Source organism: Sphingopyxis sp. J-6, from assembly GCF_046603995.1.
Taxonomy (GTDB): domain Bacteria; phylum Pseudomonadota; class Alphaproteobacteria; order Sphingomonadales; family Sphingomonadaceae; genus Sphingopyxis.
This window is the reverse complement of the sequence record NZ_CP145810.1, coordinates 423,713-448,088: the sequence shown is the minus strand read 5'-3', so window position 1 is coordinate 448,088 and position 24,376 is coordinate 423,713. Positions and strand designations below refer to the sequence as shown.

At 66.8% G+C, this 24,376-nt stretch carries 26 protein-coding genes and 1 tRNA gene; 14 read left to right on the top strand and 13 right to left on the bottom strand.

Annotation, left to right across the window (positions count from 1 at the left end):
- Nucleotides 1–38 precede the first annotated feature (38 nt).
- Complete coding sequence (gene ahpC / locus V6U71_RS02375) at nt 39–602, bottom strand: alkyl hydroperoxide reductase subunit C (RefSeq protein ID WP_411340820.1); 564 nt, start codon at nt 600–602, stop codon at nt 39–41.
- 113 nt (nt 603–715) lie between these two features.
- A complete protein-coding gene (locus tag V6U71_RS02370; protein ID WP_411340819.1) occupies nt 716–1,882 on the bottom strand; it encodes an MFS transporter in 1,167 nt (388 codons plus the stop codon).
- 101 nt (nt 1,883–1,983) lie between these two features.
- Between V6U71_RS02370 and V6U71_RS02365 the strand changes: the two genes are divergently transcribed.
- From V6U71_RS02365 to V6U71_RS02345, 5 genes are read left to right on the top strand one after another with little or no spacing between them, the layout of a single operon-like run.
- Nucleotides 1,984–2,886 carry a LysR family transcriptional regulator gene (locus V6U71_RS02365; RefSeq protein WP_411342298.1) on the top strand — a complete coding sequence of 301 codons (903 nt, stop codon included), beginning with the start codon at nt 1,984–1,986 and terminating at the stop codon, nt 2,884–2,886.
- Between the two features lie 43 nt (nt 2,887–2,929).
- Entirely contained in the window at nt 2,930–4,615 is a 1,686-nt protein-coding gene (locus tag V6U71_RS02360; protein WP_411340818.1) for an MFS transporter, read from the top strand.
- The gene (locus V6U71_RS02355; RefSeq protein ID WP_411340817.1) at nt 4,612–5,778 is read left to right on the top strand and encodes an HlyD family secretion protein; all 1,167 of its coding nucleotides are present in this window, start codon (nt 4,612–4,614) and stop codon (nt 5,776–5,778) included. The genes V6U71_RS02360 and V6U71_RS02355 overlap by 4 nt, the downstream gene beginning before the upstream one ends.
- The gene (locus tag V6U71_RS02350; protein ID WP_411340816.1) at nt 5,778–7,160 is read left to right on the top strand and encodes an efflux transporter outer membrane subunit; all 1,383 of its coding nucleotides are present in this window, start codon (nt 5,778–5,780) and stop codon (nt 7,158–7,160) included. The genes V6U71_RS02355 and V6U71_RS02350 overlap by 1 nt, the downstream gene beginning before the upstream one ends.
- Entirely contained in the window at nt 7,160–8,020 is an 861-nt protein-coding gene (locus V6U71_RS02345; protein WP_411340815.1) for an ATP-grasp fold amidoligase family protein, read from the top strand. Before V6U71_RS02350 ends, V6U71_RS02345 begins: the two co-directional genes overlap by 1 nt.
- Here the strand turns inward: V6U71_RS02345 and V6U71_RS02340 are convergent.
- Nucleotides 8,017–8,742, bottom strand: coding sequence for an IclR family transcriptional regulator (locus tag V6U71_RS02340; protein ID WP_411340814.1), 726 nt, complete (start codon nt 8,740–8,742; stop codon nt 8,017–8,019). The genes V6U71_RS02345 and V6U71_RS02340 overlap by 4 nt on opposite strands.
- A 98-nt stretch (nt 8,743–8,840) precedes the next feature.
- Here V6U71_RS02340 and V6U71_RS02335 point away from each other — a divergent pair, with 98 nt between their 5' ends.
- Genes V6U71_RS02335 through V6U71_RS02315 form a run of 5 tightly spaced genes read left to right on the top strand, consistent with a single transcriptional unit; the run spans nt 8,841 to nt 14,881 of the window.
- Nucleotides 8,841–10,016: an acyl-CoA dehydrogenase family protein gene (locus V6U71_RS02335; protein WP_411340813.1), complete on the top strand. Its 1,176-nt coding sequence runs from the start codon at nt 8,841–8,843 to the stop codon at nt 10,014–10,016.
- Nucleotides 10,016–11,230 carry a CoA transferase gene (locus V6U71_RS02330; protein ID WP_411340812.1) on the top strand — a complete coding sequence of 405 codons (1,215 nt, stop codon included), beginning with the start codon at nt 10,016–10,018 and terminating at the stop codon, nt 11,228–11,230. The genes V6U71_RS02335 and V6U71_RS02330 overlap by 1 nt, the downstream gene beginning before the upstream one ends.
- Nucleotides 11,227–12,441 (top strand): acetyl-CoA C-acetyltransferase, encoded by a 1,215-nt coding sequence (locus tag V6U71_RS02325; protein WP_411340811.1) that lies wholly within the window; start codon nt 11,227–11,229, stop codon nt 12,439–12,441. Before V6U71_RS02330 ends, V6U71_RS02325 begins: the two co-directional genes overlap by 4 nt.
- Nucleotides 12,441–14,030, top strand: a complete 1,590-nt coding sequence (locus V6U71_RS02320) for an acyl-CoA dehydrogenase family protein (protein ID WP_411340810.1) — start codon at nt 12,441–12,443, stop codon at nt 14,028–14,030. Before V6U71_RS02325 ends, V6U71_RS02320 begins: the two co-directional genes overlap by 1 nt.
- Nucleotides 14,030–14,881 carry an FAS1-like dehydratase domain-containing protein gene (locus V6U71_RS02315; protein WP_411340809.1) on the top strand — a complete coding sequence of 284 codons (852 nt, stop codon included), beginning with the start codon at nt 14,030–14,032 and terminating at the stop codon, nt 14,879–14,881. The genes V6U71_RS02320 and V6U71_RS02315 overlap by 1 nt, the downstream gene beginning before the upstream one ends.
- Here the strand turns inward: V6U71_RS02315 and V6U71_RS02310 are convergent.
- Together V6U71_RS02310 and V6U71_RS02305 are read right to left on the bottom strand one after the other, a co-directional pair.
- Entirely contained in the window at nt 14,878–15,363 is a 486-nt protein-coding gene (locus tag V6U71_RS02310) for an MgtC/SapB family protein (protein ID WP_411340808.1), read from the bottom strand. The two genes, V6U71_RS02315 and V6U71_RS02310, sit on opposite strands and share 4 nt — an antisense overlap.
- 41 nt (nt 15,364–15,404) lie before the next feature.
- Nucleotides 15,405–17,537 (bottom strand): TonB-dependent receptor plug domain-containing protein, encoded by a 2,133-nt coding sequence (locus V6U71_RS02305; protein WP_411340807.1) that lies wholly within the window; start codon nt 17,535–17,537, stop codon nt 15,405–15,407.
- 88 nt (nt 17,538–17,625) lie between these two features.
- Between V6U71_RS02305 and V6U71_RS02300 the strand changes: the two genes are divergently transcribed.
- A complete protein-coding gene (locus tag V6U71_RS02300; protein WP_411340806.1) occupies nt 17,626–18,144 on the top strand; it encodes a homogentisate 1,2-dioxygenase in 519 nt (172 codons plus the stop codon).
- Between the two features lie 10 nt (nt 18,145–18,154).
- Here V6U71_RS02300 and V6U71_RS02295 read toward each other — a convergent pair whose 3' ends face one another.
- The 6 genes from V6U71_RS02295 to V6U71_RS02270 form a co-directional block, all read right to left on the bottom strand.
- Nucleotides 18,155–18,535: a winged helix-turn-helix domain-containing protein gene (locus V6U71_RS02295; RefSeq protein ID WP_411342297.1), complete on the bottom strand. Its 381-nt coding sequence runs from the start codon at nt 18,533–18,535 to the stop codon at nt 18,155–18,157.
- A 100-nt stretch (nt 18,536–18,635) separates the two neighbouring features.
- Nucleotides 18,636–18,995, bottom strand: coding sequence for a hypothetical protein (locus V6U71_RS02290; RefSeq protein ID WP_411340805.1), 360 nt, complete (start codon nt 18,993–18,995; stop codon nt 18,636–18,638).
- Nucleotides 18,996–19,047: 52 nt separating this feature from the next.
- A tRNA-Arg gene (locus V6U71_RS02285) sits at nt 19,048–19,124 on the bottom strand.
- Between the two features lie 51 nt (nt 19,125–19,175).
- Entirely contained in the window at nt 19,176–19,646 is a 471-nt protein-coding gene (locus tag V6U71_RS02280) for a DUF1178 family protein (protein WP_411340804.1), read from the bottom strand.
- Between the two features lie 4 nt (nt 19,647–19,650).
- Nucleotides 19,651–19,911, bottom strand: a complete 261-nt coding sequence (gene grxC / locus V6U71_RS02275) for a glutaredoxin 3 (RefSeq protein ID WP_054724586.1) — start codon at nt 19,909–19,911, stop codon at nt 19,651–19,653.
- Nucleotides 19,912–19,915: 4 nt separating this feature from the next.
- Nucleotides 19,916–20,764, bottom strand: a complete 849-nt coding sequence (locus V6U71_RS02270; protein WP_411340803.1) for a ComF family protein — start codon at nt 20,762–20,764, stop codon at nt 19,916–19,918.
- A gap of 42 nt (nt 20,765–20,806) precedes the next feature.
- Between V6U71_RS02270 and V6U71_RS02265 the strand changes: the two genes are divergently transcribed.
- On the top strand, nt 20,807–21,652 hold the full coding sequence (locus tag V6U71_RS02265) for a methyltransferase domain-containing protein (RefSeq protein WP_411340802.1): 846 nt from the start codon (nt 20,807–20,809) through the stop codon (nt 21,650–21,652).
- Here the strand turns inward: V6U71_RS02265 and V6U71_RS02260 are convergent.
- Nucleotides 21,649–22,077, bottom strand: a complete 429-nt coding sequence (locus V6U71_RS02260; protein ID WP_411340801.1) for a (deoxy)nucleoside triphosphate pyrophosphohydrolase — start codon at nt 22,075–22,077, stop codon at nt 21,649–21,651. The genes V6U71_RS02265 and V6U71_RS02260 overlap by 4 nt on opposite strands.
- A 66-nt stretch (nt 22,078–22,143) precedes the next feature.
- Here V6U71_RS02260 and V6U71_RS02255 point away from each other — a divergent pair, with 66 nt between their 5' ends.
- Both V6U71_RS02255 and V6U71_RS02250 read left to right on the top strand, forming a co-directional pair.
- Nucleotides 22,144–22,323, top strand: a complete 180-nt coding sequence (locus tag V6U71_RS02255) for a Flp family type IVb pilin (RefSeq protein WP_411340800.1) — start codon at nt 22,144–22,146, stop codon at nt 22,321–22,323.
- 137 nt (nt 22,324–22,460) lie between these two features.
- Nucleotides 22,461–22,652 carry a Flp family type IVb pilin gene (locus V6U71_RS02250; RefSeq protein ID WP_054588934.1) on the top strand — a complete coding sequence of 64 codons (192 nt, stop codon included), beginning with the start codon at nt 22,461–22,463 and terminating at the stop codon, nt 22,650–22,652.
- 69 nt (nt 22,653–22,721) lie between these two features.
- On the opposite strand, the gene V6U71_RS02245 is transcribed toward V6U71_RS02250, so the two are convergent.
- Nucleotides 22,722–24,230 carry a M48 family metalloprotease gene (locus tag V6U71_RS02245; protein ID WP_411340799.1) on the bottom strand — a complete coding sequence of 503 codons (1,509 nt, stop codon included), beginning with the start codon at nt 24,228–24,230 and terminating at the stop codon, nt 22,722–22,724.
- Between the last annotated feature and the right edge of the window lie 146 nt (nt 24,231–24,376).

Sequence of the window (24,376 nt, the reverse complement as noted above, 5' to 3'; positions counted from 1 at the left end):
TCCAGCCGCCGCCCCTCCCGGCATAGTGTCAGACAGGCTTAGATCTTGCCGACGAGGTCGAGCGAGGGAGCGAGCGTTTCGGCGCCCTCTTCCCACTTCGCGGGGCAGACTTCGCCCGGGTGGCTGACCCAGTACTGCAGCGCCTTGATCTTGCGGAGCAGTTCGGCGGCGTTGCGGCCCACACCCTCGGGGGTGATTTCGAGGAGCTGGATTTCACCCTGCGGGTCGAGCACGAAGGTGCCGCGGTCGGCCAGGCCGACGCCTTCACGCAGCACTTCGAAATTGTTCGACAGCACGTGGTTCTGGTCGCCGACCATATAATAGTTGATCTTGCCGATCGCCGGCGACGTGTCGTGCCAGGCCTTGTGGCAGAAATGCGTGTCGGTCGACACCGAATAGACCTCGACGCCCATCTTCTGCAGCGTCGGATAGATGTCGGCGAGATCTTCGAGCTCGGTCGGGCAGACGAAGGTGAAGTCGGCCGGGTAGAAGAAGAAGACCGCCCACTTGCCCTTCACGTCGGCGTCGGTGATGTCGACGAACTTGCCGTCCTTGAACGCGGTCGCCTTGAAGGGTTTGAGGGTGGTGTTGAGAACGGACATGGAGAGCCTCCTTTGTGGTTGGAGGCTCCCCCTAGCCATTTATGTTGCATCGCGAAAAGCGAAAATATCTACGCCTGTGATCGAATTTTTCGATTGATGGCGAAATTCGCTCCTCAGATCGCGATTGCCGTGCCGCCCGCCACTTTCTTTCGCGAGACCAGCACGATGACGAGGCCCGCGACCGCCATCGCCGCCCCCGCGATCGACACCACCGGGAAACCGAGGCCGAGGCCGATTACACCGCCGCCGACCGCCGCGCCGACGGCATTGCCGAGGTTGAAGGCGCCGATATTGACCGCCGAGGCCAGATTCGGCGCGTCCGACGCCGCCTCCATCACGCGCATCTGGAGCGGCGGGACGATGGCAAAGGTCGCAACGCCCCAGACGAAGATGGTGACTGCGGCGGCAAGCGGCTGGAACATCGCGGCGGCGAAGATCAGCAGCGTCGCGGCAAGCCCGGCAAGCGAGACGATCAGCGTCCGGTCGATCGACCGGTCGGCGAACACGCCGCCCAGCCAGTTGCCGAACGTCAGGCCAAGGCCATAGATGACCAGCATCGCGGTGACATGCAGCGTGCCGATGCCGGTCGCCTCCTTCAGGATCGGCGCGATATAGGTGAAGACGGTGAACATCGCCGCCGATCCGATGGCGGTCAGCGCCAGCGCGACGAGCACCTCGCGGCGCCGGAATACGCCGAGTTCGGCGCGCATGTCGCTGCCCGCCGGTTGCGGCGTATCGGGCAGCGCGAACCACAGCGCGGCCATGGTGACCAGCCCCCAGACGGCGATGCCGCCGAATGCGGTGCGCCAGCCGAAGCTTTCGCCGATCCATGGCGCGAGCGGGACGCCGATGACGTTGGCGAGCGTCAGCCCCATGAACATCGCCGCGACCGCACTCGCGCGCTTTTCGGGCGCCACGATGCTCGCCGCGACGACCGATCCGACCCCGAAGAAAGCGCCATGGTTGAGCGAGGTGATGACGCGCGCGACCATCAGCATCGCATAGTCGCTCGCGATCGCCGACAGGAAGTTGCCGAGGGTGAAGATGCCCATCAGCGCGATGAGCAAGGTACGCCGCTTCATCCGCGCGGTGGTGAGCGTCATCAGCGGCGCGCCGAGCATGACGCCGAGCGCATAAGCCGATACCAGCAGCCCCGCGGCGGGGATCGAAACCCCCAGCCCCTCGGCCATGTCGGGAAGCAGCCCCATCGGGGCGAATTCGGTGATGCCGATGCCGAAGGCACCGGTCGCCAGCGCCAGCAGCGGGAAATTGAGTTTCATGCGTCCACCCTTTCGGTTACGAATTGGAGGCATAAATGGATTGGACCCATCGCCGGAATTAGAGGGATGTTGCGCGAAGGATTTTTGAATTGAACGCAAAGATGGACGAAGGCGGCGACCGCGCCCGGGCGATGGAAATCTTTGTCGCGGTGATCGACAAGGGCAGCTTTTCGGCCGCCGGCCGCCTCCTCGGCCTGACGCCGTCGGCGGTCAGCCGGACGATCGACCGGATCGAGGCGCGGCTCGGCGCCCGGCTGCTGCTTCGCTCGACCCGCGCGCTGGCGATGACCGCCGACGGCGAGGCCTATTATCACGCCGCGCGCCGCATCCTCGCCGACCTTGCCGAGGTCGAACAGGCGATCGGCGAGCAAGCGGCACCGCGCGGGCGGCTGCGCGTCAGCACCACGCTGTCCTATGGCCGCACCCGGATCGTGCCGCTGCTCGGCGAATTCCTCGATCTTTATCCGGGCATTCTCGTCGATATCAGCCTGACCGATACGGTGATCGACCTCGTCGAAGAACGCGCCGACGTCGCGATCCGCATCGGACCGCTCCCCGACAGCCCGCTGATCGCGCGGCGGCTGGGCGAAAGCGACCGCGTCGTGATCGCATCGCCCGCCTATCTGGCGCGCCACGGCATCCCCGCCGAGCCCGAGGAACTGCTCGCCCACCGCTGCCTCGGCTTCAATTTCCGCCGCCGCCAGCCGTGGTGGCCGTTCGCGCGTGCGGGCCAAGTCTTCGAGCTCCCGATCACGCCCGCGGTCGAAGCGAATAACGGCGATACCGTCGTCCAGCTCGCCATCGACGGGGTCGGCATCGCCCGCGTCGGTCGCTTCAACGTCGCCGACGCGCTCGCCGACGGGCGGCTCGTCGAACTGCTCGCCGATCATAACCCCGGGGATATCGAGCCCTTTCACGCCCTGTTCCTCGGCGGCTCGACCTTGCCCGCGCGCGTTCGCGTCTTCATCGACTTCCTCGCCGAACGGCTTGGCGGGCGCGACTGAAACAGGTCGAAACCGGCGCCGCGAAGGTCTATCGCTATACGCGATGGCTGAGTCGCGTTCGTCCCCTGCCCCCGGCGGCAGCGATTATGTCTTCAAACCCCACGAGCGCCCGTTCATGCCGGGCTCGCCCGCGTCGCCTGACCATCCGGTGCGCCGCAAGGTCGCCTATTTCCTGATCGGCGTCTTCCTCGCCATCGTCGGCGGTTTCCAGAACGGGATGCTGATCGCCAACCTCACTGCGTTGCAGGGGCATCTCGACCTGACCCCGGTCGATGCCGGCTGGGTCACCGTCGCCTATAATATGACCAACGCGTGCATGAGCATCCTGCTCTACAAGTCGCGCCAGCAATTCGGCATCCAGCGCTTCGTCCGCGCGATGATGCTCGCGCTGTTGCTCGCCAATTTCCTGCAGCTTTTCGACGCGGGCTACCGGATGGAGTTGATCGCGCGCGGCGTTTCGGGGATCGCGGCGAGCGGCCTCACCACGCTTGCCGCCTTCTACCTGATGCAGGGGCTGCCGCAGGAAAAGCGCATCGCGGGCTTTCTGCTCGCGATCGGACTGACGCAGGTGGCGGTGCCGCTGGCGCGCGCGATCTCGCCGCTGCTGCTCGCCGACGGCGACATCGCCAATCTGTTCGTGCTGCAATTCGCAATGTCGCTCGTCGCCTTCGGGCTCGTCAACATCCTCCACCTGCCGCCGGGCGAGACGATCCGCTCGTTCGAAAAGCTCGACCTCCTCACCTTCCCGATGCTCGCCACCGGGGTCGGGCTGTTCTGCGCCTTTCTGGTGCAGGGGCGCATCCAGTGGTGGTCGACGCCCTGGCTCGGCGGCGCGCTCGCCGCGTCGGTGGTGCTGATCGGCACCGCTTTCCTGATCGAGCATAACCGCAAGAACCCGATGCTCCAGACGCGCTGGATGGGCAGCCGCGACCTCGTCAAATTCGCCCTGACCGGGGCGCTGGTGCGCGTGCTGACGTCGGAGCAGAATTTCGGCGCGACGGGGCTCCTGTCGTCGATCGGCCTCGTCAACGACCAGCTCGTCTCCTATTACAGCGTGCTGGCGGTCGCGACGCTCGCCGGGGCGCTGCTGTCGATCGTCACGCTCAACCCGATGGACCTCCGCCGCCAGACACTGATATCGCTCGCGGTGATCGCGATCGGGGCCTTCCTCGATACCCATTCGGGGCTGCGCACGGGCCCGATGAACCTCTATTTCTCGCAGGCCGCAATCGCCTTTGCCGCGGTCTATTTCATGGGGCCGATGCTGATGGAAGGACTGCTCCGCGCACTGACCAAGGGGCCGTCCTATCTGGTCAGCTTCGTCGCGGTGTTCGGGCTGTCGCAGACGCTCGGTGGCCTCGCCGGGGTCGCCGCGCTGTCGGCATTTCACACGCTGCGCACCAAGTCGCACCTGATGACGCTCGGCCAGAGCCTGTCGCCGGGCAACCCCGACGTCGCGCAGGGCATCGCGACCCTTGCGAACGGCCTGACGGGGACGATGACCGATCCGGCACTGCGCAGCGCGAGCGCGGGGGCGCAGGTTGTGCGCGAAGCCGCGCGCGAGGCGGCGATCCTCGCCTTCAACGACACCTTCTTCGTCATCGGCGCGCTTTCGGCGCTTGCCTTTGTCGTCATGTTCGTGCGCTGGCTCTACGATCGCCGGCGCGGCTTCAATCCACTCGCTGCCGAACTCGAGGCGCTTCAGAAAATGAGGGCGGGAAATCAATGAACGACGTGCCTGACAAAAGCGACGCAGCGGCGGCGAAGCCCGCGAAGCCTGCGCCGGCGCCAACGAAACCGGCGCCGCCGCCCGAACCCGCCGCCGCGCCCGCCGAGGGAGGCGACGAAGGCTGGCAACCGCCGCGCTCGCGCGGGCGGATCGTCCTGTTCGGTTCGCTGATCCTGATCGGCGCGCTCGCCATCCTCTATGCGTGGGCGTTGCCGCCGTTCAAGCCGTCGAGCCAGACGACCGACAACGCCTATGTCCGCGGCCAGACGACGATCATCGCGCCGCAGGTCGGCGGCTATGTCACCGCGGTGCTGGTGCAGGATTTCCAGCGCGTCAAGGCGGGCGAGGTGCTGGCGCGGATCGACGACCGCATCTACCGCCAGCGCGTCGCGCAGGGGACCGCCAACATCGCCGCGCAATCGGCCTCGCTCGACAACAGCGAGCAGAGCCGCCGCTCGGCCGAGGCGCAGATCCAGCTTCAGGACGCGTCGGTCGCCAACGCACGCGCGCAGCTTGCCCGCGCGCAGGCCGACATGCGCCGCGTCGGCGAACTGGTCGATGCGGGGTCGGTGTCGCTGCGCGAACGCGACCAGACGCTCGCCGCGCTCCGTCAGGCCGAAGCTGCGGTGCGTCAGGCCGAGGCGCAGCGCCAGATCGCGGTCGAGCAATTGCGCTCGGTCGGGGTCGGGCGCGGCGGGCTGCAGGCAGGGGTCGAAAATGCGAAGGCGGCGCGCGGCCTCGCCGACATCGACCTCGAAAACACCGTCATTCGCGCGCCGCGCGACGGCAAGCTCAGCGAAGTGACGGTGCGCGTCGGCCAGCTCGTCAATCCGGGCACGCAGATGATGTACCTCGTCCCCGAACGCCACTGGGTCGTCGCCAATTTCAAGGAAGCGCAGACCGCGAATATCCGCGTCGGCCAGCGCGCAACATTACGCGTCGACGCGCTTGGCGGCGCCAAGCTTTCGGGCCATGTCGAAAGCGTCGCACCGGCAGCCGGCAGCGAATTCAGCGTGATCAAACCCGACACCGGATCGGGCAATTTCGTCAAGGTGCCGCAACGCATCGCGGTCCGCATCCGCATCGACAAGGACCAGCAACTCGCCGCGCGATTGGGCCCCGGCATGTCGGTGATCGCGACCGTGCACACCGGGGCCGAGTGATGGGCTTCGCGCGTCCGGTCCTGCTTCTGCCGCTGCTACTCGCGGGCTGCATGCCCGCGCTGACCCCGCGCCCCGAGGCGAGCCATATCGCGCCGCCTGCCGACTGGCGCACCGCGATGCCGGCGACGGCGGCAAGCGAGCGCGACTGGTGGGCCGGCTTCGGCGACCCGCAACTGACGGCGCTGGTCGAACAGGCGCGCGCGAACAACGCCGACCTTGCCATCGCCGCGGCGCGCGTCGCCGAAGCGCGGGCGCAGGAACGCGTCGCGCGGTCGCTGTTGATGCCGACGTTGAGCGCGAACGCGCCGGGCGCCGAGCAGCGCGCGCTCAATCCCTTCGGCGTCGCCACCGAAAGCTTCGCCGCGCAGCCCGCCTTTCAGGCAGCCTATGAAATCGACCTGTTCGGGCGCAATGCGGCGCAGGTCGAGGCCGCGCGCGCCAATGCGGCGGCGGTCGCGGCGGCGCGCGAGGCGGCGACGCTGTCGGTGAGCGCTGCGACCGCCAGCGGCTATATCACCCTGCTCGCGCTCGACGCGCGGCGCGAACTCCTGCGACAGACGCTCGCCTCGCGCGGCGAAGCGCTGCGCATCGCGCGCGACCGCGCCGAGGCGGGTTACACCTCGCAGCTCGAACTGCGGCAGGCCGAGGCCGAATATCGCGCCGCCGAGCAACAGATTCCGGCAATCGAGGCTGCGATCGCACGGCAGGAAAATGCCCTGTCGCAGCTCGTCGGCGATACGCCGCACGCCATCGGGCGCGGGCAGGATTTCGCCGCGCTGGCGCGGCCTGCGGTGCCTGCGGTACTGCCGTCCGACCTCGTCCGCCGCCGCCCCGACATCGCGCAGGCCGAATATGCGCTCGCCGCGACCGACGCCAATCTCCGCGTCGCCCGCGCGCAATTCCTGCCGCAAGTCCGTCTGTCGGCGTCGGCGGGCGCCGTCATCTCGTCGGCGCTGCCCGATCCGGTGAGCATCTGGTCGATCGGCGGCAGCATATTGGCGCCATTGTTCCAGGGCGGGCGGCTGCAGGGCCAGTATGACGCCGCAACCGCGCAGCGCGATCAGGCCGCCTTCGCCTATCGCCGCGCCGTGCTCACCGCGTTTCGCGAGGTCGAGGACCAGCTCGCGGTGATCGACCGCTTGGGCATTCAAGAACAGGCGCTTCTCGCCCAGCGCGCCGCGGTCGCCGACGCGCTGCGCCATGCGACCAACCGCTACCGCGCCGGCTATTCGCCCTATCTCGAACAGATCGACGCGCAGCGCGCGCTGCTCGCGGTCGACCTCGCGCTGATCCAGCTCCGCACCGACCGCCTCACCGCCTATGTCGCGCTCTATCAGGCGCTCGGCGGCAGCGGCACCGACGCGAACGCGCCGCCACGCTGATGCCGGCCCTGGCGCTCGACCCGTCCGTCGCGCCGAACCGCAGCGTCCCCCTGCTCGCACGCCTGCGCGTCGAATTGCTCTACGCCGTGCGCCACCACCGGCGCCTCCGCCTCGCGGCGCCGCGCCGCTTCACCGAGCTGGTCCAATGGCGCAAGCTCCACGACCGTTCGCCGGCCCAGACCGAGTTGATGGATAAGCTCGCGGCCAAGCGGATCGCCACCGCGCAGCTCGGCGAGGACTGGATCGTCCCGACGCTCTGGACCGGCACCGAATTGCCGCCCACCATACCGTTCGCGCTCCCCGCAATCCTCAAGGCGCGGCACGGCTGCAATCAATATGCCGTGCTGTGCAGCGCCCCCGGCGCGCACCAATGGCGCCGCATCCAGCGCACCGCCGACCGCTGGCAACGCGTGGCCTATGGTGGCTGGCTCGACGAATGGGCCTATCGCGACGTCCTCCGCGGCTTGTTTGCCGAGCCGCTGCTCGGCGGCCGCCTGCCCTTGCCCATCGATTACAAGATCTACGTCTTCGGCGGCACCGCGACACATATCCAGGTCCATCTCGGCCGCGGCGAGCAGCATCGCTGGATTTTGCACGACCGCGACTGGCGCCAGCTCGTCCCGGCGCGCGACTGCCCTGCCCCGCCGCCTTCGCTCGCCGCCATGCTCGCTGCCGCCGAAACGCTCGCGCGCGGCACCAGCTTCCTGCGCGTCGATTTCTACGACATCGGCGGGCGGCCCTATTTCGGCGAATTCTGCCTCTATCCCGGTTCGGGGCTCGACCCCTTTGCCGCCGACTGGATCGATGTCGAGCTGGGCTCTCTGTGGCTGTCCGCGCTCGCGAGGACTCCGCCGACCTAGAGCGCCGCGGCCAGCGCCCCGAGCCCGGCGCCCAGCGCCGCAATATCTTCGCCGCTTCGCGACCCCACCAAGATCGAGGCCGAAATGCAAAAGCCCGGCGCGGCACCGGTGATTCCGACCGCGACGGTGCACACGCCGCGATGGGCAAAGCCCTCGTCGAGCGCGAAGCCCCGGCGCGCCGCCTCGCGAACCTGTGCGATATAGGTTTCGAGCGGCAGATCGGCCTGCCAGCGGACCGGCGCAAAGCGGCGGGCGAGTTCGATATCGTCGACGCCCTGCATCGCGGCGAGCGCCCTCCCCACCGCACCGCCGCCGAGCGGCTGGCGCTGATCGTCGGCGAGGTGGAGGCGCATCCCAGCATCGCTTTCCGCCCGCGCGATCAACCGCGTCCGCTCGCGCGACACCATTTTCCACAGCCCGACCGCGGCATCGAAGGATTGCGCGAGCTCCGCCATCAGCGGCCGGGCGCGTTCGACGAGCCTTTGCGCGTCGCCATCGCGCAGCACGCCGAGCATCGCCCACGCCGGGGCGAGCCGATAGGTTTTCGTCCGCGCATCGCGTTCCACCGCGCCCTCGCCCGCCAGCGTCTTGAGCAGGTTGAGGCAGCTCGACGGGCTGACGCCCACCATCCGGCCGATGTCGGACAGCGATAGCGGGCTCGTTTCGGCGAGCAGGCGCAGGATCGCCATGGCCTGCGATACGGAACGGACGGGACCGGTCATGCGGCCTGATAGTTTTCATACATATAAAAAGCAATTCTGAATATTGAATATTGGCGGCGATGCGCCTATCGGCCTATGACGCTGAACAGGAGGCCGATATGAGCAATCCCAACCCCGGCATGGATGCCGATGTCTTCGAGCAGTTCATCGAACAGTTGCAGCGTTATGTCCGCGAGCGGCTGCTCCCCGCCGAACAGACGATCATCGAGACCGACGCGATCCCGGCCGACATCCTGTCCGAGATGCGCGAGATGGGCCTGTTCGGGCTGACGATGGCCGAGGAATATGGCGGTTCGGGGATGAACGTCAGCCAATATGTCCGCACCATCCATACGCTCTCCTATGCGATGCCGGCGTTCCGTTCGATCATCTCGATCAACCTCGGCATGTTCGCCTCGGCGCTGAAGAATGGCGGGACCGAGGCGCAGAAAGCCGAATGGCTGCCGCGCGTCGCGGCGGGCGAGATCGCCGCCTTCGGCCTGACCGAGCCCGGCTCGGGATCGGACTCGGCAGGGCTCCAGACGACCGCGGTGCAGACCGACAACGGCTGGGTCCTCAACGGCACCAAGCGCTACATCACCAATTCGCCCTTTGCGAAGGTCGCCCTGATCATGGCGCGCACAAGCAAGGAGAACCTTTCCAAGAACGCCCATGTCTCGGCCTTCATCGTGCCGATGGACACGCCGGGGGTGACGGTCGGCAAGTCGGACAAGAAGATGGGCCAGTCGGGCAGCCATATCGCCGACATCATCATGGAGGATGTCCGCGTCGGCGGCGAGGCGCTGCTCGGCGGCGAGCTGGGCAAGGGCTTTGCCTATGCGATGATGAGCCTCGACAACGGCCGCATGTCGGTCGGCGCCGCCGCGACCGCCTATGCCCGCCGCGCGCTTGACAGCGCGGTGCGCTACGCGACCGAGCGCAAGGCGTTCGGCGAACCGATCGCCAATTTCCAGCTCATCCAGCAGATGCTCGCGCAGAGCGAGATCGACATCTATGCCGCCGAATGCATGATGGAGGACGTTACGCGCCGCGCCGACGCGGGCGAGAATGTCCTGCGCAAGGCCGCGGCGTTCAAGGTCTTCGCGTCCGAAATGTGCGGCCGCGTCGTCGATGCGTGCGTGCAGGTCTATGGCGGCGCCGGCTATCTCGCCGAATATGACGCCGAGCGTTTCTTCCGCGATGCCCGCATCTATCGCATCTATGAAGGCACGACGCAGATCCTGCAGCTCCAGATCGCCAAGCATATGTTGCGCGAATTTGCGGCGGCGAACTGATGTATTCCTTGCTGTCCGGCCTGTCGGTGATCGAGGCGTCGTCCTTCGTCGCCTCGCCCACGGCCGGGCTTTATTGCGCGCAATTCGGCGCCGAAGTGATCCGCGTCGACCAGATCGGTGGCGGCCCCGATTTCCGCCGCTGGCCGGTGACGGCCGAAAACAACTCGCTCTATTGGGAAAATCTCAACCGCGCGAAAAAGTCGGTCGCTCTGGATCTTTCCCGGCCCGAGGGGCGCGAGCTGCTCAAGGAGCTGGTGCGCGCAACGGGCCAGTTCATTACCAACTTTCCGGTCGACGGATTCCTGTCGCACGAAAAGCTGGCGGAAGGCCGGCCCGACCTCATCACCGTCCGCGTGATGGGCTGGGCCGACGGCTCGCCCGCGCTCGACTACACCGTGAACAACAGCGTCGGCTATCCGATGCTCACCGGCGCCGGACCTGAGCCGGTCAATCATGTGTTGCCCGCGTGGGACCTGCTCACCGGCGCCTACGCCGCCTTCGCGCTGCTCGCGGCAATCCAGCGGCGGGGCGTCAGCGGCGAAGGCGGCGAGGTTCGCATCCCGCTCTCCGACGTCGCGATCGGCACCGTCGCCAACCTCGGCGGCATCGCCGAAGTGCTCTATTCGGGCGAGAACCGGCCGCGGCTCGGCAACGCCGTCTATGGCCTGTTCGGCCGCGATTTCGTGACGCGCGATGGCGAGCGAACGATGATCGTCGTCGTCACCCCGCGCCAATGGGCGAACCTGATCGCCGCGCTGAATCTTGGCGATGCGATCGCCGCGATCGAGAGCGAACGCAGCGTATCCTTCGCCAAGGACGACGGCCTCCGCTTCGCCCACCGCGACGCGCTCTATCCGCTGTTCGAGCAGGCCATCGCCGCGCGCAACCACGCCGACCTCGCCGCCGCCTTCGACGCCGGCGGAATCGTCCACTCGGCATACCGCACGATGGCCGACGCCGTGCAGGACCCGGCGCTCGTCGCGAACAACCCGATCTTCGGCAGCGCCGCCAACCCCAGCGGTTTCGCCTACCCCGCCGCAGGTGCCTTCTCGACGATCCCGCAGGCGGAGCGCGAACCACCGCGTCCCGCCCCGCTGAACGGCCAGCACAGCGAAGAAATACTCGCCGCCTGCCTCTCGCTATCCTCGGGCGAGATTGCCCGCCTGATCGACGCCGGCATCGTCGGTACCGCCAACACCGGAGACCCGAAATGACCCTGCGCCGCGCCGCCATCGTCGCCCCGATCCGCACCCCCGTCGGCAAGTTCGGCGGCGCGCTGTCGTCAATGACTGCCGGCGATCTCGGCGCCGTCATCCTGAAGGCGCTGATCGAACGCACGAAGATTGATCCCGCGCGCGTCGACGACGTCGTCTTTTCGCAGGGCTATGGCAATGGCGAAGCGCCGTGCATCGGCCACTGGTCGTGGCTCGCGGCGGGGCTGCCGCTCGAGGTTCCCGGCTACCAGCTCGACCGGCGCTGCGGCTCGGGATTGCAGGCGATCGTCAACGCCGCGATGATGGTCCAGACCGGCATGTCCGACGTCGTCGTCGCGGGCGGCGTCGAATCGATGTCGAACGTCGAACATTACAGCATCGACATCAGGAAGGGCGTGCGCGCGGGCAATTTGACGCTCCACGACCGGCTGACCCGCGGCCGTGTGATGTCGCAGCCGGTCGAGCGTTTCGGGGTGATCAGCGGGATGATCGAAACCGCCGAAAATCTCGCCAGGGACTATGATATCAGCCGCGAGGCGTGCGACGCCTATGCCGTCCGCAGCCACCAGCGCGCCGCCGCCGCCTGGGCAAACGGGCTGTTCGACGACGAACTGGTCCCCGTGCCGGTGCCGCAGAAAAAGGGCGATCCGGTCGTCTTCGCGCACGACGAGGGCTATCGCGCCGACGCGACGTTGGAATCGCTCGGCAAGCTGCGCCCGCTCGAAGGCGGCGTCGTCACCGCGGGCAACGCCAGCCAGCAGAATGATGCTGCCGCCGCATGTCTTGTCGTCGCCGAGGACAAGCTCGACGAACTCGGGCTGACGCCCATCGCCTGGTACCACAGCTCGGCGGCTGCGGGCTGCGACCCCAGCCGGATGGGCATCGGCCCCGTCCCTGCGGTCGAACGGCTCTTTGCGCGGAGCGGCCTCGGCTGGGACGACATCGACCTCGTCGAACTCAACGAAGCCTTCGCGCCGCAGGTGCTCGCGGTGCTCAAGGGTTGGGGCTGGTCGGACGACGACGGCCGCAACGAGATTTTGAACGTCAACGGCTCGGGCATTTCGCTCGGCCATCCGATCGGCGCGACCGGCGGACGCATCCTCGCCAATCTGACCCGCGAACTGGTGCGCCGCGACGGCCGTTACGGGCTCGAGACGATGTGCATCGGCGGCGGCCAAGGCATCGCCGCGATCTTCGAGCGCGCCGCCTGATGGATTTGCGGCTCGCCCTGCAAGCCGCACAGGCCTACCGCGGTGCAGCGCAAGCCGCGCTCACCGACCGGCTGGCGGCCAACCCGATCGACAGCGAGCAGCGCGCGGCGCACGGCTTTGCGTGGGTCGCGACAACGGCTGCGGCGCTGGAAGCAACACTCGACTGGTGCGATTCCGGCTCGGACCTCAACCCGCTGGACGCCCAGATCGCCACCCTCGCCTTCGCCGAAAGCATCGGCCAGCTTACCGGCGGCCTGCCGATGGGCCAGAACGAAATCTTCCGCCCCGCCGACCTCGGCCTCGGCGGCGCCGCGCGCACGCTCGCCGAAGCCTGCGCCGGCCTGCTCGACGCCGACCATGCCGCGACCCGCGCCGAACTCGCGGCCGCGCTGGCCGGGGGCGATTGGCCCAGCGAGACGCTCCACGACGCCGACCTCGACGCGATCCGAGAGCAATACCGCCGCTTCACCGACGCGGCGATCATCCCGCACGCGCACGGCTGGCACCTCGCCAACGCGCTGATCCCCGATACGACGGTGCAGGCGATGGCCGATCTCGGCACCTTCGGCGTCTGCATTCCCGAAGAGTTCGGCGGCCTCGGCCTCGGCAAGCTCGTCATGTGCATCGTCACCGAAGAATTGTCACGCGGCTGGATCGGCACCGGCTCGCTCGGCACGCGCTCGGAAATCGCGGGCGAGCTGATCGTCCTCGGCGGCACCGACGCGCAAAAGGCCGCATGGCTGCCGCGGATCGCCAGCGGCGAAATCCTGCCCACCGCGGTGTTCACCGAACCCGATGTCGGCTCGGACCTCGGCGCGCTCCAGACCAAGGCGCGGTGCGACGGCGACTGCTGGATCATCGACGGCGCCAAGAACTGGATCACCCACGCCGCGCGCTCGGACCTGATGACGTTGCTCGCACGCACCGTGCCCGATGCCAAAGGCTATGCCGGCCTCTCGATGCTGCTCGTCCCCAAGCCGCGCGGCACCGAGGCCGATCCCTTCCCCGCCGCCGGCATGACCGGCAGCGAGATCGAGGTCTTGGGCTATCGCGGCATGCGCGAATATGCGCTGCAGTTCGACGGCATGACCGCACCCGCCGACGCCCTACTTGGCGGCGAGGAAGGCCAGGGCTTCAAACAGCTCATGCGCACCTTCGAGGGCGCCCGCATCCAGACCGCCGCGCGCGCGGTCGGCGTCGCGCGCCGCGCGCTCGAACTCGGGCTCGATTATGCGATCAATCGCAAGCAGTTCGGCAAGGCGATCGTCCATTTCCCGCGCGTGTCGGACAAGCTCGCGATGAGCCTCGTCGATTTCGTGATGGCACGCGAACTGAGCTACGCCGCCGCGCGCGCCAAGGATTCGGGCAAGCGCTGCGATATCGAGGCGGGCATGGCAAAGCTGCTCGGCGCCCGCGCGGCATGGTCGAACGCCGACGCCGCGCTGCAGATCCACGGCGGCAACGGCTATGCGCTAGAATATGAGATTAGCCGCATCCTCTGCGACGCGCGCATCCTCAACATCTTCGAGGGCGCGGCGGAAATTCAGGCACAGGTGATCGCGCGCGGGCTGACCGGAGGACGCAATTGATGAGCGAGTGGGACGCATGGATCGGCCGGATCGAAACGCGTAGCGACCGCATCGACGATGCCGCGGCCGCGCGCTGGCTGGCGACGCTCGACCGCAACGCGCCTGCCGACGACAGCGTCCCGCAGGCCTATCACTGGTGCCTCTGCCTGCCCGACGCGCCGAGCGCGATCCTCGGCGCCGACGGCCATCCGGTGCGCGCGGACAGCGACGACAGCTTCCTGCCACCCATCCCCCTACCCCGCCGCATGTGGGCCGCGAGCAAGGTCGAGTTCCTCGCCCCGCTGCGTCCCGGCCAGTCGGTGATCCGGACCTCGCGCGTCGCCGCGATCACCGAAAAGCAGGGCGGCACCGGCAAGCTCGTCTTCGCCGAGGTCGCACACGAAACCCGTGGCGACGGCACCCTCGCGGTGCGCGAAACCCAATCGATCGTCTTCCGCGAACCCGCCCCCGCCGGAGCCCCGCCTGCTCCGCCACCGCCGGGCGATGATGGTTTCGACCCGTCGGGCTGGGACGCGCACCGCATGCTCGTCCCGTCGGAAGCATTGCTGTTCCGCTATTCGGCGCTGACCTTCAACAGCCACCGCATCCACTATGACCTGCCCTATGCGACCGAGGAAGAGGGCTATCGCGGCCTCGTCGTCCATGGTCCGCTCACCGCGACGCTGCTGCTCGATCTCGCGCAGCGCGAGTATGGTGACAATCGCCTGAAGAGCTTCGCTTTCCGCGGCGTGTCCCCGGCGATCTGCGGCGAGCCCCTTCATCTGTCATTGCGCGGCCAAGACGCCGAACTCGAACTAGGCGCATTCGCCGCAGACGGGCGGCAGGTCATGCAGGCTTCGGCGACGCTCTAACGCTCGCCGGCCTGCCCTTCGCCGGCACGCTTGCGCTCCCATCGTGCCTCGACGAAGCCGAGCAGCGTCAACATGATCACGCTGATCGCCGATCCGATCAGCACCAGCGGCCATTGCGCTGCGCCGCACGCGATGCCGATCACCGCCGCCAGCCACAGATGCGCTGCGGTGGTGAGATTCTTGACCTCGCCCTTGCTGAACACGATGAGCCCGGCACCGATGATACCGATGAAAGCGCCCGTCGCCTCATAGATGCGCAACGGATCGGAGCGTTCGCCGCCGATCTGGGTGTAAAGCGCGATGATCGACACCGTCATCATCGCCGCCGAAAAGCAGATCAGCCCGTGCGTGCGGAACCCCGCCTCATGCCCGCGAATCTCGCGGTCGAGGCCGAGCAGCAATCCGAGTACCGCCGCAACGCCCAGCCGCGACAGCAGGTCGAAGTCGATCCAGTGGACGAGTATCGGCGCGTTGAGCTCCATCGCCCTTCATAGCGCGGCAGCGCCGAAAGGGTTCCGGGCGCTCAGTAACGCGCCCGGATGCTCGCGAAGAAACTGCGTCCCGGTTCGGGGAAGCCGTCGGTCAGGACATAATTGTCGTCGAACAGATTGCGCGCGCCGACGCCGATCTCGATGCCGTCGCGCAGCGCATAGTCGATGCGCAGATTCGCCTGAATATAGCTGCCGGTGCGGTAATAGAAGACCGGAGAAAACGTATCCAACGTCGTCCGGTTGGAGGCAATATCGACGCTCGGCACAATGCTCAGCCCGGCCAGCGGCGACCAGTCAACATAGGCGAATCCCTTATGCGCCGGCACGTCGGTCAGACGGAATACCGGGATTACGGTTCCCGCCGCCCCCGCTGCGATGTCAAACGAGCGATGCGTCCAAGTGTAGTTCGCGCCGAGTTCGAGCGAGGGTCCGACGTGCGCGGTCAGCGCCAGTTCGGCGCCATAATATTCGGCGCTGCCCAGATTCTGACGCTGGCTGGTATTGGCCGGGAATCCGAGCGGCCGCACCGACACGATGGCGTCGTCGATGTTGCTGTAGAAGGCCGTACCCTCGACATGGACGCCGCCGAAATCGCGCGATCCGCCAATCTCGAAATTCGTCGCCCGTTCGGGTTCGAGCCCCGGATTCGACGCCGCATTGCCGAACTGGGTGCTGAATCGTTCAAAGATCGTCGGGAAACGCGAACGGCGCGAGACGCTCGCATGCAGGCGTGTCGCATCGTCGGGGCGATATTCGATCCGGCCCTGCCAGTTGAACGCCGAAGCGTTGGCCAGCGGATATTCGAACAGGCGCCCCGGCGAGGTGAAGGAGATGGTATATTCCTCGGCCTTCTTGAGGTCGCGCCAGTCGAAGCTCGCCCCCAGCGTCAGGGTCAGCGTCGGGCTGAGCGCCAGCACATTCTCGCCGGCAATGCTGTAGGTGTCCTCGACCGTCGACTGCCAGGGCTCGCTATAGGCGATCGGCGGACCGCTGCTGCTCGGCACCCTGTTATAGAAGCCATCCTGCCGCTCGCGATGCTCGTCGCGCCGGTAATGCGCGGCCAGCGTCAAGCGATTGGCTTCGGTCAATTGAACCGCCAGTTCGGCCGATCCGCCCCACGCCTCGTCGGCGTAGTAGCTGTCGAACGCGCGCGCGAGCGATTGCGTCGTCTGGGTTCCGTCGTTGAACGAACGCAGCAGATTGTCGAACGTGTTACGATAGACGCGGGTCTTGAGTGTAGCCTGGTCGCCGAGCGCGGTCGTTGACAGGAAATATATGCTCTCGATATTCCAATAGGGCCAAGTCCAGAAACGCGGGTTGGGCGCGCCCTCTGGCAACGGCATGGTAGTGGGATCGGTAACGTGCAGCGGCGCGTTCTTGGCGCCTTCCTGCCGCGTATAGCTGATCGAATATTCGTCGGTATCGTTGGGCGTGAAGCCGAATTTCGCGTTCACGCGCCAGTCCCGCGTCCGCGAGAAATCGCGCTCGCCGCCGTCTTCGGCCGAACCCGGCGCGGGGACATAACCGCCGGCAAGGTCCCAATGGTCCCGGAAGTTGCGCGTGTACGACGCCTGCGCGTAGAATTTTTCCTGCCGCGTCCCGAGCAGCGCGAAGACGTTGTAACCGGCATAATCGACGTCGCGGTCGAGATCGATCGTCGCGCGTGCCTCGGCTTCGAGCGCCTTGGTCGGCTTGCGCGTCACGAGGTTGATCGCCCCGCCCATCGCGCCGGGGCCGTCGAGCACCGAGGCATAGCCCTTGGCGACCTGGATTTCGGCAATGTCGGGGGTCAGGAAGCGGCCATAGTCGAGCCGGTTGTCGGCGGGCAGATAGACGCGGATCCCGTCGAGCGACACGGGCACCTGAAAGCGGTCGAACCCGCGGACGAAGATCAGCCGCTCGTTGCGCGAGCCGCCGCTGTTCGCCGACGATACGCCGGGCATCAGGTTGACCGCCTCGTCGAGCGTGTTGCGGTTGAAGGTGTAGATCGCTTCGGACGACAGCGTTTCGGTCCCGATCGTGATATCCTCGGAACGCGGCGCGGTGACGACGATCTGGCCGAGCGTGAAGGCGCTGTCTTTCGCGGCAATTGCTTCGTCGGACGCTTGGGCATGGGCCGGGACGGCGGCGGCGAGCGCCGTCGTTACGAAAAGAAGCAGTCGCATGGAAATTCCCCTTATGTCGCAGATCGCCATTGCTTTTGGGCGAATCTCTATATACGGCCATATACATTGGTTGCCTCGGAGGGAAAGCATGCGCCGCTCTTTTTTTGCCGCAATGACGGCGTTTGCGCTGGCCGCGCCCGGCGCCGCTTATGCGGAAGAGCCCGACTGCACGACCGGCAGCACGGCGCTCCCCGCCGAACTGGCGGGGTGGACGTCGCGCAGCACGCTCACGGCAGCGACCGATGCCGCCGCGGCCGAAACGTCACCCATCGCGATCGGCCGCGCCGCCGATGTCGCGCTCCAACCCGCCGGCAAGGTCCGGTTCGCTGCGCCGCCGGGCAAGCCCGGCGAAGGCGAAACGCACGCCGGTCTCCTCGCTTTTCACGTCGAGACGGCGGGCAGCTACCGCGTCGCGCTGGGCGCGGGCGCGTGGGTCGACGTGATTCAGGGTGGCAGCGCACTCGCGTCGACCGCGCACGGCCATGGTCCGCAATGCTCGGGCATCCGCAAGATGGTCGATTTTTCGCTGACCCCGGGGGATTATCTGCTGCAGATCGCCGCAAGCTCCACGCCGTCGATCGCAGCGCTGGTCGCAAAGCTGCCCTGACGCCGGCGCGTCAGGGCTTCGCGCTCGGCGGCAGCGGCGCAGCGCGCATCAGCGCGGTCAGCTCGTCCAATCCCCCGCGCCGCGCGGCATCGGCCAGCCGGCGTTCGAGCGCACGATAGCTTGCCAGCACCGTCCGGCCGCAATCGGTCAGCCGGGCGCCTTTCGCTGCTCCGCCGCCCGCCGTCGTTTCGACGAGTCTTTCGATCCAACAGCGGTTCATGCTGTCGACGAGCAACCACGACCGGCGATAGCTCATCCCCAGCGACCGCCCCGCCGCCGAGATCGACCCTTCGCGATCGATCGCCTCGAGCAAGTCCGCCTTGCCGGGGCCGATCGCGGGCTCGTCGCCGCAGAATAGCTGCGCTTTCAGCTTGAGCGCGCCCTCTCTCACCATCGTCCCGCCTCGCCTGTGAATGCCCCTGATATCCTACCCCCCGGCCGATTCAAAGCGGCGCTCTCTCAGAGCCAAGTGAAGGTGACGAGCATCGATTTCACGCTACCTGTGCTTTAGGGGCTACCCGATCATTTCCGCCCGTCGGTCGCAGGATCTTGGTCGCATCGCCGGTGCCTTCGATACGGAAATTGCGAAGTCCGATGGCGTCCTTGATCATTTCGAGTTCCTTATGGAGAGCCACCATATTAGCATGCGCTTGGAAGAGCCCGGCGAAACTGACCGCCAAATGCGAATAAGCCGGATCGGCCGCAACCGCGGATAACCCCACCCTCGCCTGCCCCTGCGCAAGCGCACCGGCAAGTACGCCAGTCGCGGCAATCGCGTTTTCGATCGCACGCTCCGCTTCGACCAGCTTGCGCGCAACATCGTTGGCGGCCTCGAGACGTTGTTTCAGCATATTCACCCCCTGCCCTCGATGACAAAATCTATTGTGCCACCCAACCGGGAAGTGGTGCACCCGACAGGATTCGAACCTGTGGCCCCCAGATTAGGAATCTGATGCTCTATCCTGCTGAGCTACGGGTGCACGCGGCGTCCGTTTAGCGGCGCGAGGCGTCCAGCGTCAATCGGCGGGCGATCAATTCACCGCGTCGGGCGGGGCGATAGGGACGAGGAGCGGCATCGCGGCGATGCCATCCTCGCGGAGCTCCGCCGCCTGTTCGGGCGAGGCCTGACCGTGGATCAGGTCTTCCTTCGCCCGTCCTTCGTGCATCGCGCGGGCGGCGTCGGCGAAATCGCGCCCGACCCAGCGCGACTGCGGCAGCATTTCGGCCTGCTTCGCCGCAATCTCCGCGATCACCTTGCGCACCAGTTCGGGCGAAGGCTCACCGGTCGCCGAAACCTCGGCAGGTTTGGCAATTGCACCCGATTGCTGGTTCGATTTCGCCCCGACCCGCGGCGCCATGACCGCCTTCGCAACCGCGCTGTCGCCGCAGACCGGGCAGGCGATCAGTCCGCGCGCCTGCTGGTCGGCGAAGCTGTCGCTGCTCGCGAACCATGCCTCGAACCGGTGATCGCCGGCCGCGCAGCAAAGGTCGAAGACGATCACGGGATTATCCCGCGCCGAGCAGGGGATCGAGCCCGCCGCGCGCGTCGAGCGCGGCAAGGTCGTCGCTGCCGCCGACATGCTTTCCGTCGATGAATATCTGCGGCACGGTGCGCGCGCCGCCGGCGCGATCGACCATCGCGTCGAACCCGGCGCGATCCATCGTCACGTCGATTTCCTGATAGGCGGCGCCCTTCTTGTCGAACAGCGCTTTCGCGCGCGAGCAATAGGGGCAGAAGAATTTGGTAAAGATTTCGATCTTCGCCATGCGGCTATCCTGTCATCCTTTCGTCCATCATATCGGAATCAACGCGCGCAAAGTCAAATATGTTGCTGGTCATCAGCGCGTCGGGAACGACCCGGGCCCAGCTAAGCGCCGAAACGCGCACCGCTCCGCTGCGACGAAGTGCCCGCGCCGCCGCGCGCAGCGTCGCGCCGCTCGCATGGACATCGTCGATCAGCACCAGATGCCGGCCCGCCGCCCTCTCTTTCGCGTCATTCCCCAGCGCGAAGGCACCTGCGACGATCCGCTCGCGTTCGCGCCGCCCCTGGCCGCGAAGCGCTTTCGTTGCCTTGGTCCGCAGCAGGAGATCATGGTCGTGCGGGACACCGGTGAGCCGCGTCAGTTCGTCGGCAACAAGCGCCGCCTGATTGAAGCCGCGCGACCAGAGGCGCCAGCGATGGAGCGGGACCGGGACAAGCAACACCGGCTCCGCATCCGCGAGCTTGCCGAGCGGGCGTGCCATCAGCTGTGCCATCAGCCGCGCATGCCCGACGCGCCGCCCATATTTGAGCCGCAGCGCGACGGTGCGCGCCACGGGTCCGTAAGCAACCGCGGACGGAGCGCCGTCGAACGGCGGCGGCGCGGCAAGGCAGGCGCCGCAAGTCACCGGGCCGGGCAAGGCGGCGGGCAGCGGGATCGAACAGAGCGAACAGGCCGGTCCGTCGAGAAAGGTCAGCGACGACCAGCAGGAGAGGCAGAACTGCCGGTCGTCATCGACGACGAGGCCGCATCCGGGGCAGCGCGGCGGCAGGGCATAGTCGACGATCGTCCGGACAATATGGCGCAAGGCGCGATCCGCTTGCCACCCCGATGCATCATCCGCGCCGCCTTCCCCCATAGCGGACTTGTGAAGCATCGCCGGGGGCGGCACAAGCGCCGCATGTCGCAGCCCCCGCTCTTCTCCCCGGCCCGCCAGCGCGCCCAGCGCGACCGCATCGCCCGCCAGCCCGCCGGCGCCGATTTCCTCGCGCCGATCATCGCCGAGACCCTGCTCGACCGCCTCGCCATGGTCACCCGCGATTTTTCCCGGACCTTGCTGATCGGCGCCCATGACGCGGCCCTGATCGCCCATCTGCGCGGCCTTGGCACCAGTCTGACGCTCCTCGAGGCCGGGCCGGCCCTCGCCGCCAACACTGGCGCGATCGTCGGCGAGGCCGATAGCATCGACCTGCCCTTCGGCAGTTTCGACCTCATCGTCTGGCCCGGCGGACTCGATGCGATCAACGATGTTCCAGGCGCGCTCGTCCGCCTGCGGGCGCTGCTCGCCCCCGACGGCCTGCTCCTCGGCGCCTTTGTCGGCGACGGCAGCCTGCCGCGCCTGCGCCGTGCGACGATGACCGAAGACGTGCGCCCGGTCGGCCGCCTCCACCCGCAGATCGACCTAGCGGCGATGGGCAATTTGCTGCAGCGCACCGGCTTCACGCTCCCCGTCGTCGACGTCGATACGCTGACGGTACGCTATGGCGACTGGTTCGGGCTGGTCCGCGATCTGCGTGCCGCAGGCCTGTCTAGCCGGCTTTCCCCCGCGCCGCCGCCGCTGACCCGCGACGAGGCGGCGCGCATCGCTGCAGCATTCGCCGCCGAAGCCGATCCCGATGGCCGCATTGCCGAAACCTTCCGCGTGATCCATTTCAGCGGCTGGGCGCCGCACCCCGACCAGCCGCAACCGGCGCGGCGCGGCAGCGGCACGGCATCGCTCGCTGATGCGCTGAAACCGAAAAGCTAGACGAGCGCTTCCAGCAGTCCGATCAGCGGCTTGTCGGCGGGCGGCATGGCGAGGCTGTGCAACTCGACCGGCCGCACCCAGCGCAGCGCGCTGGCGTGTTGCGCCACCGGCGTACCCCGCCACTTGCGGCAAACATAAAGAAGCAACAGCAAGTGCCGGTCGCCGAGCGTGTCGCTTGCGAAGCAGGCGGGCGCCAGACAGGCGTGATCGACATCGATCGCCAATTCTTCGCCGAGTTCGCGGATCAGCGCCTGTTCGGGGGTTTCGCCGGGCTCGATCTTGCCGCCCGGAAACTCCCACAGGCCCGCCATCGACAAACCTTCGGGCCGCTGCTGGACAAGCAGGCGGCCGTCGCGGTCGACGAGCGCAGCAGCGACGACAATGAGACAGTTTTCCGGGGATTTCCCGGGTGTCGCCACAGCCAAATTATTAACCCTCCTGTGCGATCTTCGGCAGCCTCGGGAACTATAACTGCAGTTAGGGGCGGGACAATGAACAAAATTTCCGGGCTGATGCGGTCGACCAGGGCCGCGACAGCCGTCGAGTACGGGTTGATACTCGCGCTGATCTTCATCGGCCTCATTGCCGCCGTCGGTAATGTCGCAACCCAGGCTGGCGACATGTGGACCGACATCTCCTCGAACTCCGGACAGGCAATGAATCAACCGTAACTGTCCGATTTCGGGACTTGCGCCCGCACAAAGGGATTTTCGACATTAAGCTTTTCAAAACCAATTCGCCGTAAATCGGCTGATGTTGACCACGACCAGACCGTCAACAGGGTAAGTGAATTGTCAGGAGACCAGACATGAAGTTTTTCAAGAAGTTCATTCGCAACGAAAAAGCTGCCACCGCCATTGAATATGGCCTGATCGCAGCTCTCATCGCCGTCGCCGGCATCGCTGCTTTCCGTTCGGTCGGCACCAGCGTCAGCGGCACGTTCACGGACGTCGACACCGCGCTGAAGACCCGTTCGGCTGGCGCGCCGGCCACTCCGTAAGGCCAAAAACGACCCATCGGGTCAAGGAAGGGGCGGTGGAGCGATCCACCGCCCTTTTTCGTGTTTTGCTTACCGGCTCGCGTAGACGACCAGCTTCACCTTCTGCCCCGGCGTCAAACGGCTCGACGCGGTCAAGCGATTGAGCACTTGGAAGCGTTCCGACTGGTAATTGCTGTACGCCATGCGTTTCGAGAGGCTGGCCACCGTGTCGGCGCGCCCGACCGTCACGACATCGACACGGCGCGGCCGGATCGCCGCGGCCTCGGCGGTGCTCAGCCGCCGCACGCTGTTGAACATCGGGTTGAACACCCCGGCCCCGCCCGCCTTGGTCAGCGCGACGAAGTGAAAGGCCTGATTTTTCGAAAACTCATAAGCGAAGACGGTCACATCGACCTGTCCCGACTGGGTGTTCGCGCGCGCGACCGAATAATAAGCCGGAATCCCGTTCACCGTCGTCCGCTGGAGGCTGCTCGGGCTGACCGAGCTATTGCCGGCGATCGATTTGAACACCGCCGAAACATAGGCATTCATGTCGCCGTTATAGGCACCGGTCGAAAATTGCGCCTGCCCGCCATTGCCGCTGACGGTGACGGCGCTGTTGCCGTTCTGCATGCCATAGCCGTTCGGAACCGCAAATTTCAGCTTGAGATCGGGGTGAAGGAATTCATTGCCCTCGACCACGCCCTGCTTGGGATCGTCGCCATAGAGGACGCCGTCGACTGAGGCGAGGAAGGCGTCGGCATTGCGGACGCCGCCCGTTCCCGCGCGGCTCGCCAGCGTCTGGGCATTACGCACGCGCGACGCCGGATCGGGGTGCGTGCTCGCCCATTCGGGAATAGCGCGTGCATCGCCGCCCGCGAGGCGCGCTTCGAGATTGGTTTGGGCGGCAAGGCTCGCCAGCATCGTCGACAGCGCCAGCGGGTCATAGCCGGCGCTGCGCAGATACTGGACGCCGAGCTGGTCGGCCTGCAATTCCTGGCTGCGCGAGAAGCCGAGGGTCGCATATTGCGCGACCTGCATCGCATTGTTCTGGATCAGGCCGCCAAGGCCGCCGAGCAGCCCGCCATTGTCGCCGATCGCGCCGCCCACGACCTGCGCCAGCACGCCGAGGATCGCGTTGCGCGTCGCCGCCGACTGGCGCTTCTTGCTGTGCTGCGCCGCGACATGCCCGACCTCATGGCCCAGCACGCCCGCCAGTTCGGCCTCGTCGTTCATCAACGCCATCAACTGGCGGGTGACATAGACATAGCCGCCGGGGATCGCAAAAGCGTTGTTCACCGGCGAATTGAGCAGGGTCACGGTGAAGTCGCCGGGGTTCCGCGACAAGCCCGACTGCACCGCGATATTCTGCCCGATGCGATTGACATAGCTCGCCTGCGGCCCGGCATAGGCGCCGCCGAATTCCTCCATCAACTGCGGATGGGCGTCCTGCCCCTGCTTGCGGTCGCTGGCCGAAATGCTCGTCGCAGTCTTGATCGTCTTGGTCTTGGCGTCGGCGGGCGCGCCGATTCCGCCGGTGCCGGCTATCATGCCGGCGGCCAGCGTGATTGCCAAAGCGGTCATTGTCTTCCGGGTCATCGGTGCGCCTCCCTTATGGTCTTATTGCCGGGCCTATCCCTTGCGCAGGAATATCCGCTGATTGCGACAAGGCAAGCCGCGGCGGAACCGGAGCTTGCCCCTATGTTGCGGAAATAACGCGAGAGGCGCGGATCGGGTTCCGGGTC